This is a genomic window from Pontimicrobium sp. MEBiC01747, assembly GCF_053601635.1.
On record NZ_JBSHNS010000414.1, the window covers coordinates 1 to 12,783 of the forward strand.

At 29.7% G+C, this 12,783-nt stretch carries 9 protein-coding genes; 5 read left to right on the forward strand and 4 right to left on the reverse strand.

The annotated features are described in order from the left end of the window. The 4 genes from ACVC2P_RS13370 to ACVC2P_RS13385 all read left to right on the forward strand — a co-directional run. The coding region (locus tag ACVC2P_RS13370) for a TonB-dependent receptor plug domain-containing protein (RefSeq protein WP_452598958.1) at window positions 1-1,721 on the forward strand (1,721 nt) is incomplete at its 5' end. Window positions 1,722-1,724: 3 nt separating this feature from the next. Next, entirely contained in the window at window positions 1,725-3,008 is a 1,284-nt protein-coding gene (locus ACVC2P_RS13375; protein WP_452598959.1) for a DUF4249 domain-containing protein, read from the forward strand. A 38-nt stretch (window positions 3,009-3,046) separates the two neighbouring features. Then, window positions 3,047-4,255, forward strand: coding sequence for a DUF4249 domain-containing protein (locus ACVC2P_RS13380; RefSeq protein WP_452598960.1), 1,209 nt, complete (start codon window positions 3,047-3,049; stop codon window positions 4,253-4,255). An 8-nt stretch (window positions 4,256-4,263) separates the two neighbouring features. Then, entirely contained in the window at window positions 4,264-5,988 is a 1,725-nt protein-coding gene (locus ACVC2P_RS13385; protein WP_452598961.1) for a hypothetical protein, read from the forward strand. A 29-nt stretch (window positions 5,989-6,017) separates the two neighbouring features. Here the strand turns inward: ACVC2P_RS13385 and ACVC2P_RS13390 are convergent, their stop codons facing one another. Next, window positions 6,018-6,539 carry a hydrolase gene (locus tag ACVC2P_RS13390; protein WP_452598962.1) on the reverse strand — a complete coding sequence of 174 codons (522 nt, stop codon included), beginning with the start codon at window positions 6,537-6,539 and terminating at the stop codon, window positions 6,018-6,020. Between the two features lie 41 nt (window positions 6,540-6,580). Continuing rightward, the gene (locus tag ACVC2P_RS13395) at window positions 6,581-7,342 is read right to left on the reverse strand and encodes an MBL fold metallo-hydrolase (protein WP_452598963.1); all 762 of its coding nucleotides are present in this window, start codon (window positions 7,340-7,342) and stop codon (window positions 6,581-6,583) included. Between the two features lie 93 nt (window positions 7,343-7,435). Between ACVC2P_RS13395 and ACVC2P_RS13400 the strand changes: the two genes are divergently transcribed. Further along, window positions 7,436-8,893, forward strand: coding sequence for a TonB-dependent receptor (locus ACVC2P_RS13400; protein ID WP_452598964.1), 1,458 nt, complete (start codon window positions 7,436-7,438; stop codon window positions 8,891-8,893). A 108-nt stretch (window positions 8,894-9,001) separates the two neighbouring features. On the opposite strand, the gene ACVC2P_RS13405 is transcribed toward ACVC2P_RS13400, so the two are convergent. Together ACVC2P_RS13405 and ACVC2P_RS13410 are read right to left on the reverse strand one after the other, a co-directional pair. Next, window positions 9,002-11,791, reverse strand: coding sequence for a hypothetical protein (locus tag ACVC2P_RS13405; protein WP_452598965.1), 2,790 nt, complete (start codon window positions 11,789-11,791; stop codon window positions 9,002-9,004). Window positions 11,792-11,845: 54 nt separating this feature from the next. Next, window positions 11,846-12,783 (reverse strand): YifB family Mg chelatase-like AAA ATPase (locus ACVC2P_RS13410; protein ID WP_452598966.1); only part of this gene is annotated, 938 nt, incomplete at its 5' end.

Genomic DNA, 12,783 nt, shown 5'->3' on the forward strand with positions numbered 1-12,783 from the left:
CTGCTGAATATGGCGGTAGATTATCTTCTGTTTTCGACATAAAAAGTAAAGAACCCAACTACGAGAAATTCTCTGGAGAAGGAGCAATTGGACCAATTACAGGTAGTTTAAACCTACAAACTCCTATTGTAAAAGATAAAATATCTATAACAACAGCAGCAAGAGCTACCTATTCTGGTTGGATTTTAAGATCTCTAGATGAAGAATCTCTAAAAAATAGCGAAGCTTCATTTTACGATGGTATTGTAAAATATAATCATAAAATAAATGAAAATAACGAGTTTCAAGCCACAGGCTATTATAGTAATGATAGGTTTAGTATTACTTCAGACTCTATATTTAGCTACAACAATGCTCTAGTATCATTAAAATGGAATCATAGATTTAACGATAAGCATAAAGCAGAAATAATTGCTGTTAACAGTCAATACAAATATGGTATTGAGTATGAAGCAGAATCTAATAGTAACTTCGATTTCGATTATAAAATAAATGAAACGCAGCTTAAATTAAATATGAAATACTTTCATAGCAAGAAGCATAAATTTAAATACGGAATTAGTACAAAACTATACCAAATAGAACCAGGAAACCTAACACCTTTAGGCGGTAATTCTATTGTAGAAGCACAAAATTTAGGCAAAGAAAAAGGCCTGGAATCTGCGCTTTTCTTTTCAGATTTGTTTGAGTTTAATGATAAGTTACTTTTTGATCTAGGCGTTCGTTTTTCTGCCTTTACAGCATTAGGCCCTAGAAATCAAAATATTTATGAAGAAGGTGTTCCTAGAAATGAGTCGTCTATTATTGAAGTTAAAGAATTTAGCAATAACGAAGCTATTAAAACCTACGGTGGCCCAGAATTTAGATTATCTGCTCGCTACCTCCTCTCTCCTAGCCTATCATTAAAAGCAAGTTACAACACCACTATACAGTATTTACATTTATTATCTAGTAATACTACTATTTCGCCTACAGATACATGGAAACTTTCAGACTTAAACACGAAACCTCAGAGAGCTAGTCAAATCTCATTAGGGCTATATAAAACCCTAGAAGACAGTGATATTGAAATTAGTTTAGAAGGCTATTATAAAAAGATGAAAGATATTTTAGATTATAAAGTTGGTGCAGAATTAATATTAAATGAAAACATAGAACAAGAATTATTACAAGGTGAAGGCAAAGCCTATGGTATAGAATTTTTATTAAAAAAGAAAAAAGGAAGACTTAATGGCTGGTTAGGTTACAGTTATTCTAGAGCGTTATTAAAACTTAATAGCAATATTCCGCAAGAACAGGTAAATAATGGCAATTTCTTTCCAGCAAATTACGATAAACCACACGATATTAGCTTAGTTACCAATTATAAACTAACAAATCGTTTTAGTTTTTCAGCAAATTTTATCTATCAAACAGGACGACCAATTACTTACCCCGTTGGTAAATTCATTTTTGCTGGTAGTGAGCAAGTATTATACAGTGATAGAAATGAGTTTAGAATACCCGATTATTACCGTTTAGATCTTGGAGTAAATATAGAAGGTAACCATAAAATAAAAAAACTAGCACATAGCTTCTGGAATATCTCTGTTTATAATGTTTTAGGAAGAAATAACCCCTATTCTGTATTTTTTGTAAATAACGACGGGAAAGTTGAAGCGTATAAAACATCCATATTTGCAATACCAGTACCAACAATTACATATAATTTCAAATTTTAGCACATGAAATTTACACAAAACACGATAGTGGTTTTACTAATCTGTATAGCTCTTAATAGCTGTGTAGAGAGGTTACCTATAGAAACCCAAAATTTTGAAAGTATTTTGGTTGTAGAAGGGACAATAACAAATGAGTTTAAAAGACAAACTATAAAACTATCTAGAACATTTTTACTAGAAAATAGTGAACCAATTATAGAAAACAATGCGACAGTAACAGTTACAGATAGCGAACAAAATAGCTTTTCTTTTATTCAAAATAGTTCGGGAGATTATGTTTCTAGTATAGAATTTGAAGCACAGCCCAACACAACATACAATCTAGAAATTATTACTAACGATGGTATTATGTATAAATCTAAAAACACAGAACTAACACCCATTTCTCAAATAGATGAATTGTATGCAGAGTATGTAGATGAAAATAATGGGCCTGGCGTACAAGTATTTGTAGACAGCGACAATCAATCTACAAACGCTCAATTTTTTAGATATGAATATGAAGAAACCTATAAAATAGTAGCTCCTCAATATTTACCAGTAAAAGCTGTTTTGTCTAATTATGAAGAGTTTGTAGGCTTAGATATTAATGTGTTTTATGACACTTCCATTGTTAACAGAACACAAGAAGAACAAACCTGCTATGTAAGTGCTACAAATAAAAATATTATTCAAACCTCTACAAGCAGTTTAAATGAAAATACCGTTTTACGCTTCCCTGTTCGTTTTATAACCGAAGAACAAGGAGACGAACCTATAGAACAAGAAGAAATTGAAGAGAATAAAACCATAGAAGATCTAAGTATAATAAGAGACCGATATAGTATTCTTGTTAAACAATATGTACAAAGTCAGGAATCTTATGCGTTTTATAAAATTATAAACCAATTAGGTAATAATGAAAATATCCTATCAGAAAATCAACCCGGTTTTGTACAAGGTAATATTAATGTTATAAACAGCCTTAAAGCTAAAGTTATTGGTTTTTTTGATGTATCCTCTGTTTCTGAAAAAAGAATCTTTTTTGACGCTACAGACTTTAATATACCCACACCAAGATATATCTATGAATGCATAGAAAAAGAGTTAGATTATAATGATAATACATTAACAGACATGAGTTTTAATCAAAGAAAAGAAATCTACAGATTAATTACCGAATTTAATTATCAAATAACACAAGACCCAAGACCCATTGGCGACTCTAATTGGAAATTAGTAAACCCAGAATGTAGTGATTGCACAACTGTAGGATCGAATATAGAACCAGACTTTTGGGAAGATTAATTATGAGAAATAAAAAACACATAGCACTTTTAATTCTTATGAGTATAATACTTATGAGTTGTACCGAAACGTTTGTTATAGAAACAGAGAACTTTGAAAGTAATTTAGTTGTAGAAGCAACAATTACTAATGAATTGAAGTTTCAAAACATAAAACTATCAAAAACAGTTAGATTAGAAGAGTCTGAGCAATTACTAGAGCTAAATGCCCAAGTTAAAGTTACAGACAATGCAAATAACACTTATAATTTTTCACAAAACTCAGAAGGATTATATGTATCTGATATAGCATTTCAGGCCATACCAAATACTTTATACACATTAGAAATAACTACAAGCAATGGAAAGCAATATGTTTCTACACCAACACAATTAAGCCCCATATCTCAAATAAATAACCTCTATGCAGAACTCGTTAACGATACAAAAAAAGGCCCAGGGATTCAAGTGTTTGTAGATAGTGATAATAACATAGATGATGCTAAATATTTTAGATACGAATATGAAGAAACCTATAAAATTGTAGCACCTTATTTTTGTCCTCAAGAAGAAGTACTTAATAATTATAGTTCCATTATTACACCAACAGGAGATTTAAATGTTTTTTTCGATGTTGAATTTAGAGATCGATTACAAGAAGAAGAAATATGCTTTAGTTCTAAACAAAACACCGAAATTATTCAAACAAGTACAAACGACTTAAGTTCTAATACTATATCTCGTTTTCCCATACGATTTATTGGCACAGATGACAGCATAATAAGAGATCGTTATAGTATTCTTGTTAAACAATACACACAAAGCTTAGAATCTTACACCTATTACAAAGTGTTAGATCAACTTAGCGAAAATGCAAGTATACTATCTGAAAACCAACCAGGTTTTATTAAAGGAAATATAAGTGCTGTTAATGATCCTATAGAAAAAAGCATTGGGTTTTTCGATGTATCCTCTGTAACAGAACGCAGAATCTTTTTTAACTATTTTGATTTTGGATTAGTAAAGCCAGATTATGCATACGAATGTAATATTTTAGTGTTAAACATTAGTGACAATACAGTATTAGATTTCGATAAAAATGAAAAAGAAGAAATTTATAGACGATTAACACGTTTTGAAGAATATAATCAAGATTTTACATTAACAGAAATCCCTTACGACACACCCATTTGGAGAATTGTAAGACCAGAATGTGGAGACTGTACAACTATTGGGTCTAATATACAACCAGACTTTTGGGAAGATTAATATAAACTATGAAGAACCTATTTAAAATATCAATACTATTTCTTTTACCTCTTTTTATTACAGGGCAAGAAATTACAACAAAAAAAGTAACTTTAAACCATATTCCAATACACAAGGAACGTGTAAATATTATAACTAATACAGAGTTTCTACTAACTGGAGAATCTATTTATTATAGTTTTCATGTATTTGAAGGTGATAACCTTAGTACAATTAGTAAAATAGGATATGTAGAGCTTGTAGGTGCTAACAAAAACCAAATTATTAAGCATAAATTACGTTTAAAAAACGGAATGGCGCAAGGAGATATTTTTGTACCAACAAAAGTTAAAACTGGGCACTATAAACTAATAGGTTACACCAATTGGACAAAAAACAATACAACGCAACACAGCTTTGTCAAAGACATTTTTATTATAAATCCATTTTCAACTAGTAATAATGCGTTAAAAAATGATACTGCTATAGACATTTCTAAAAAAAAGAAACTAATAACACAAGCTATAGTAAATAAAGACATTAGTATTTCTACCTCTAAAACAAATTATAAAACCAGAGAAAAAATAAGAATAGATATACTAAGTAATGAAAATAAAACTATTAAAAATGGAAATTATACGTTATCAGTAAGAAAACTAGATTCTGTTTACATTAACAACTCTAACTCCAATAATTATATCTCATTAAAAAATAGTAATGAGGTTATATATATTCCAGAACTAAGAGGTGAACTTATTTCTGGAAAAATAACTAATATAAAAAACACCAAAGCAGTAGAAAATGTAAGTATTTCTTTATCTGTAACTGGTGAGAATTATATTTTTAAAATTGCAAAAACAAATAAAAATGGCGTGTTCTATTTTAATTTAACAGAAGACTACCAAGAAGAAAAAGGGATATTACAAATTATAGAAACAAACAAGGAAGATTATAAAATAGAATTAAATGCTAATAAGTATAATAATTACGAAGCTCTAACTTTTAATAAACTAAAACTAGATCCCGAATTAAAACAAAATATAGAACAACGCAGCATACAAAACCAAATAGACAATGCTTATTACGAAAAAAAACAAGACAGCTTAACAGCAATAAATGCCTCTAAACCATTTTATTATCCACTAGGTAAAGAATACCTTTTGGATGATTATACGCGATTTAAGACAGTAAGAGAGACATTTATAGAAGTTATTTTAGATGCCGCTGTTAGAGTTAATAATGAATCAAGTCGTTTTATTGTATACGATTACCAAGCAAAAGACAACAATAGCACTATAAGTTCATTAAAACCGTTAGTTCTTGTTGATGGTATTATTATAGACAATAACGACGATTTACTATATTATAATTGCGATAACATTAAAAAAATTACCATTGTTAGAGGACAATACTTATACGGCGCAAAGCTATTTGATGGTATAATAGATATAGAAACTTATTTAAAAGATTTTAAATCTTCGGCAAAAGGCGACTATATTAAAAAGATAACATTAGAAAAACCCATACCTCTTAAAAATTATTATCAACCAGACTATTCTAGTAATAAAACTAATAGAATTCCAGATTATAGAAGGCAACTGTTATGGGTGCCAAATGTATCTTTTACAAGTGAGTCTTTAAATTTTAATACTTATGCTTCAGATAACACAGGGACTTATCAAGTTTTACTACAGGGCTATGATGCAAATGGAAATAAGGTAACAACAACTAGTTATTTTACAATAAGCAAATAGTTTATTGAACAAAATAGTAGTTATCTATATTACTCTAATGGGTATAAAAAAGAGTCTTCTAAATTAAATTTAAGCTCTCCTTTATCATTAAAATTATATGTAATAAAAAGCTCTCCATTAAATTGATTATCTGTAAAACTTGCAATAACCCATTTATGGTTTAAAATTCTAATACCACTTATTAGCATTTTGTTTCCTTCGCTAGACGCATAAGGTACAAGAGGATGCTCTCCTGTAGCAAAATTAAGTTCATACAATTCGTCCTCTACTATAGATAATACATTATCTACTTTATAGCCTTGATTTAAAAAATAAGTAATGGCAGGCTCATTACCATTCATAGAAAACTGAGATAACTCATAAACTTTTCCGTTTAAATTCTCAATAGAATCTTTATACTTCTTTATATCTTCTTTATAATTTTCAATTTTGGCCTTATAATCGGCTACTTTTTGATTACTGTCATCAAAAATATTTTTTGAGTTTATAAACTGAAATAATAACAATAACAGCGAAAAAATAAACAAATACATAAAAATTCTATTCTTCATAACTAAGCGAGTATTTCTATTAAAGTTTGCGAATTTAAAAATTACAATTCAATTTCTAATCCATCATAAGCTAAATAAACGTTTTCTGGTAAATTTTGTTGTACAACATCATGGAATCCTAATAAATGACTAATATGCGTTAAATAAGCACGTTTTGGTTTAAGTTTATTTATAAGCGCTAATGCTTCTTTTAAATTAAAATGAGAAATGTGTTCTTCTTCTCTTAAAGCGTTTATAACCAAAACATCTAAATGTTCTAATTTAGATAACTCTTCTTCTGCAATAGTTTTCATATCGGTTAAATACGCAAAATTTAAAAACCGAAAACCAAAAACTTCAAGTTTATAATGCAAACCTTCAATTGGTGTAACAGTTATATTTTTTAAAGTAAATGCTTCATTTTTAATTTCATTTTCTATAACACTTGGAGCGCCAGGGTATTTATTTTCTGTTTCAAAAATATAAGCAAAACGTAGTCGTAATTGCTCTAAAACGCGCTTATGGGCATAAATAGGAATATCGCCTTGCCTAAAAACAAATGGTCTTATATCATCTAACCCAGCTGTATGGTCTGCATGTTCATGTGTAAATATAATACCATCTATTTTGCTACAGTTTGCTTGAAGCATCTGTTGTCTAAAATCTGGGCCGCAATCTATTACATAAGTATAATCTTCCCACTCTACTAAAACAGAGACACGTAGTCTCTTATCTTTTGGGTTTTTACTTAAACATACAGGGTGATCAGATCCAATTATTGGAATCCCTTGTGAAGTTCCTGTACCTAAAAATGTTACTTTCAAAAGCTTAATGATTTATCACAAAAGTATATTATTTTTTTTGTTTGCTCTAGTTATTTGGTACATTTGTAATAGTAAAAACTATAGCCCACTACTATGAAAGTTAAGTTAAAAGGAGACATAAATATTGAAAGTATTCCATCGTTAAAAGATAAAGCGTTACGTATTAATTTAAACGAAAATATCTATGGTACTTTTGCAGAAATTGGTGCTGGACAAGAAACCGTTCGTCAGTTTTTTAGAGCTGGAGGCGCATCTGGTACAATTGCCAAAACGATGTCTGCTTACGATAAAGATTTTAGTGATGCCATTTATGGTATAGAAAAAGATAAGCGCTACGTTACCGAAGCACGCTTACGTAAAATGCTAGATCATGAAATGAACTTGATAGAGCAACGTATTACTAGAGACAAACACCCAAATAAAATATTTTTTAGTTATGCCAATACTGTAGCCACTATAGATTTTGCTAAAAAGTTTAAAGGACATGGCTGGGTTGGTATAAAATACCAAGTTGAAGCTGGTAATAAAGAGTATAACGAAATTGTATTGCACGTTCGTTTTAAAGAAAACGACGCGCGTTTACAACAAGAAACATTAGGAAAACTAGGAACTAACTTAATTTATGGAGCATTCTATAAGTTTAGAGAGCCTAGAAAATTATTACGTTATTTATACGATCATTTAGATAAAGACCAATTAGAAATAGATACCATTAATTTCTCTGGACCTGTTTTTGCAGATGTAGATAACCGTTTAATGAGTTTACAATTGGTAAAAAATGGTATGACAGATGCCATTATGTTTGATCCAGATGGTAATAACGTTTTACCAGCAAGAGTACTTTATAAGAAAAACATTTTAGCTTTACGTGGTAGTTTTAGACCTGTAACAAAGGTAAACATGGACATGTACAAGAAATCGTACGATATGTTTATTAAAGAAAATAAGGTTGATGAAGACAAAACAAAAGTTATTTTTGAAATTACCTTATCTAACTTAAGAGCTGAAGGAGAGATCGATGAGCAAGATTTTATGGATCGTGCGCGTTTACTATGTTCTTTAGGGCAAACGGTATTAATCTCTAATTTCCAAGAGTATTATAAATTAGTAGAATATTTCTCTCAATATACAAAGTCTAGAATGGGCTTAGCAATGGGCGTTAATAACTTAGTAGATATTTTTGATGAAAAATACTATCGCCATTTAAGTGGAGGCATTCTTGAAGCCTTTGGTAAGTTATTCTTTAAAGATTTAAGAGTATACCTCTACCCTATGGAAAACAGTGATGGCACGTTAACAACTAGCGATAATTTAAAAGTACACCCTAGAATGAAAGAACTTTACAAGTTCTTTAAATATAACGGAAAAGTAGTAGATATTGCAGATGTAGATCCATCGACCTTAAATGTATTTTCTCGTAAGGTTTTAAAAATGATTTCAGATAACGAAGATGGTTGGCAAAAAATGCTGCCAGAAGGTGTTGCAAACTTAATTATGCAAAAAAGTTTATTTGGTTGTGAGATTGAGGAAGCAATACACGGAAAAGATTAAACATCTAGTTTTTTAATTAATAAAATACAAAAAGCCTCATTTTATGAGGCTTTTTATGTTTGTAATACTTTATTCTATAAACTTACCATTTAAAATAGAATTCTTGATTTAAAATTTTAATTCTAAGTCTCCATAATCCCTTTTATTTATTTGTAATGGGCTTGAAAAACTATAAAATCCATAAAATTTATCAAATGCTTCATAAGAACTAGAGACTGGTATAGAATCTACAGCAAGAGTACTATTGAATGCTTTTGGTGAAATATACTTATCTACTTTATAAACCTTATCATCTTTTACAATTAATGTATACATACCTTCATAGCTTTTTTCATAATAAAAAATGCCTTTTTTCATTTTATTTCCATCAAATATTGCCTCATGTTCTTTTCCTTCTGGATCTACAGCTGTATAAGTGTAAGTCTCCGTTTGAGGTCTGTATTCTATAACTTGAAAATACATATTGTATGTAATTTCTTTTTGTTCTTTTAGGTATTTTACTTTTACTGTATTTGGGGTGACTTCATAAAACTCTTTATAGTTCGTTTTTAGTTTTTGTATTACTGTTCCATTTTCTAGCCTGTAATATTCATCATCGTATGCATTAATAAACACTTCTCCACTATACGGTAATTCGTCTTTAAATTTTAATACAAGCTTATTTCTAATGTTTTTAAATTCACTGTCAGGGTCATAAAAAGATTCTAATGCAATCAGTTTTCCATTGTTGTATAATGATTTGTTTGTAAGAAGAAAATATTCTGTATTTGGTGTTTCTCTCCCCCTATTGTTAAAAAACCTACTTTGATAGCTTTTTATATTTAATAAGTCTCCGTTTTTAAATTCTGCAATACATAAATCTGAATTTATATCATGAAAGGTATATTTATCATTTAATATTTTATCTATATCCCAATTTTTACCCACAAATTTCCCGTCTTTTTTTGTTTTATTGTATTTATACTCTGTTCCGTTTAGGTAAGTTGTTATAATATCGTCATTATTTACCTTTTCTACTTTATGGGTATAATATGTTCCTTTATCGTATTGGTCTTTAAAATCCACCTTATATACTACTGCTTCATTTTTATACTGTTCAATAGTTGTTAATTTAATGTTATTGTAAGACACTGAATACTCTACATATTCTCCAGAAATAACTTGACCTTCTTTAAATACCGATGTTACTATTTCTCCTTTAATTGGATTATAAAATTTGCTTTTTCCATCCCAATTATAGTCTATAAATACTACATTGTTAATACTTAAAAATTCTCGTTTTTTTATGCCTTTTTCGTAGATTAACTCAAATGTTATTTTTGCATTAATATCTTCGTATTCTGGAGACCTGAACATATCATAAGTATTGGTTTCATAGGATTTTAAGAGATAACCATCTTGATCATTTCCTAAATCTGGATAAGTATTTAAAGTTCTTATATAATCGCCAGAAAATTGACCAATAACCTTTCCTTTATCGTTATAATTTGTAGATAAATAATTTCTATCTTTTATTTCTTCTTCAAAAACTTTTATACCTTTTTCATTATATCTTACAGTACGATATGGTGAGCCATAAATACCATCTATTTTTTCTTTTTTATAATATTCTTTATATTCTGGATGCTTACTATCGTTATCTCTAAAATGTTCAACTATTTTGGCCTTTGGTTCAAAGTAACTTTTAGTTTTAAGTCTTTTAGATTTATATAAAGTACTACGGTAGCCTTTAGTTAATTTATCTTCTAAACCAAAGTTGTATAAACTTGTTTTTTTATTGGGGTTTATATATTCGCTAATAACAGTACCATCTTCTTTATATTCTTTGGTATAACCTGATGCTTTATCGAAAATTCTATAAGGCACATTATAACTATAATACTGATTAGAATATAATAAATCTCCATTTTCTATATAACTTATTATAAAACTTTGCCCTTCTTCTATTGGAGATATGTAGCTAAATCCTAATATTCTTTTTTTATCTAATCCTAATATAAATGATCCCGACTCACCATCATTTTCTGCAATTGTCTCACCTTTAGGCGAAAAATATTTAGTGTGACCGCTTTTTATATTAGTTGTAAAAAATGGGTTACCGTTTTTATGATACCTAACCAATTCATAGCCTTTACTTTTAGGGTTTGGTTTAATTTCTATAGCTAGCATACTGCCATCGTATAGTTTTAAGTTTCCTTCTATTGTTTTGTCTCTATTAATTTGCATTTTAGAAACAACACGGTTAGTTTTACGTTCTGTAGTGGTTATTACATTACCTTCTTCCTTTGTTATGTATATAGATTCGTCTATATTAAGTTCGGCACGTAGTTGTTTATCTGTATTAAAGAGATCTTGAAAAGAAAAGTTAGTCTCTTCATTATTTATCTCCTTCTTTTTAATACTATTTGGTAGATTAAACTTAATAAAATTGTAGGTATTTCTTTCTAATAATTGTAAACTGTTATCTTTATTAAAGCTATTTTTAAACTTATTATTTTCATAATATACTTTATTTTCTAGAGTATTATTTGGTCTGTAATATTCAATTAATCCATGTTTAACAGTCCCATCGAAATCTATAAAAGTACCTTGCATTTGCAGTGTTCCATCCAAATAATAGTCTTTTATTAAATACAGATTATCTTGTGCTATTGGTTTTGTTCTATAATAATGGGCTAGTTGTTTATTTTTAACCACTTTCCAGTCATAGCTAAACCACAATGTATCGTTTATATAAGTATGCGTTGGTTTAGACTTTAAACTTAAATTTGGAGCAGCTATAGAAATAGCTTCTTCTTCTGCCACTTCTTCAATTTCGACTTCTATAAATTCTTCTTCCTGACCTATGATATTATTTGATAGAAAACATAAAAATACTAGTAGGTATATTCTTTTCATTTATTTTATTTTTTAAAATGCTAAATTTAGAATCAATTATCAATTGGTAAAAAACTACCCTAACCAGCCCTCTCTATCTAGGCTTCTATATTGTATGGCTTCACTAATATGAGAACCTTTAATAGAGGCTGAACCTTCTAAATCTGCAATGGTTCTGGATACTTTAAGGATACGATCGTACGCTCTAGCTGATAAGTTTAAACGTTCCATAGCTGTTTTTAATAAACCTTTAGAGGGCTCGTCTAATACACAATACTTACTAATTTGTTTAGTATTCATTTGTGCATTATAATGTACTGCATTAGAGTCTGCAAAACGCTGTGTTTGTCGCTCTCTGGCTGCAGTAACCCGTTTTCTAATATCTACCGAAGATTCCCCTTTTCTATCTTCGCTTAATTTCTCAAAAGGTACTGGAGTTACTTCAATATGTATATCTATTCTATCTAATAAAGGCCCTGAGATTTTACTTAAATAACGTTGCATTTCTGCTGGACTAGAGGTTACTGGAGCATCTGGGTCATTAAAATAACCACTAGGGCTTGGATTCATACTTGCCACTAACATAAACGACGATGGGTAGGTTACTGTAAATTTTGCCCTAGAAATAGTAACTTCTCTATCTTCTAGTGGTTGCCGCATTACTTCTAGAACTTCTCGTTTAAATTCTGGTAGTTCATCTAAAAATAATACGCCGTTATGTGATAATGAGATTTCTCCTGGCTGTGGATAGCTTCCTCCTCCTACTAATGCGACATTGCTTATAGTATGATGTGGACTTCTAAAAGGGCGTTGTGCCATGATTCCAGCTTCTGCCTTGACTCGTCCTACAACACTGTGTATTTTGGTTGTTTCCAATGCTTCATTTAAAGTCATTGGTGGTAATATACTTGGCAATCGCTTGGCAAGCATGGTTTTTCCTGCTCCTGGTGGACCAATTAATATAATATTATGTCCTCCAGCTGCTGCAATTTCCATACAACGCTTTATACTCT

Excerpts from the sequence above, each read along its gene's own strand:
- ACVC2P_RS13375 (WP_452598959.1), top strand. The coding sequence starts at position 1,725 with ATGAAATTTACACAAAACACGATAGTGGTTTTACTAATCTGTATAGCT.
- ACVC2P_RS13380 (WP_452598960.1), top strand. The coding sequence starts at position 3,047 with ATGAGTATAATACTTATGAGTTGTACCGAAACGTTTGTTATAGAAACA.
- ACVC2P_RS13385 (WP_452598961.1), top strand. The coding sequence starts at position 4,264 with ATGAAGAACCTATTTAAAATATCAATACTATTTCTTTTACCTCTTTTT.
- ACVC2P_RS13390 (WP_452598962.1), bottom strand. The coding sequence starts at position 6,539 with ATGAAGAATAGAATTTTTATGTATTTGTTTATTTTTTCGCTGTTATTG.
- ACVC2P_RS13400 (WP_452598964.1), top strand. The coding sequence starts at position 7,436 with ATGAAAGTTAAGTTAAAAGGAGACATAAATATTGAAAGTATTCCATCG.
- ACVC2P_RS13405 (WP_452598965.1), bottom strand. The coding sequence starts at position 11,791 with ATGAAAAGAATATACCTACTAGTATTTTTATGTTTTCTATCAAATAAT.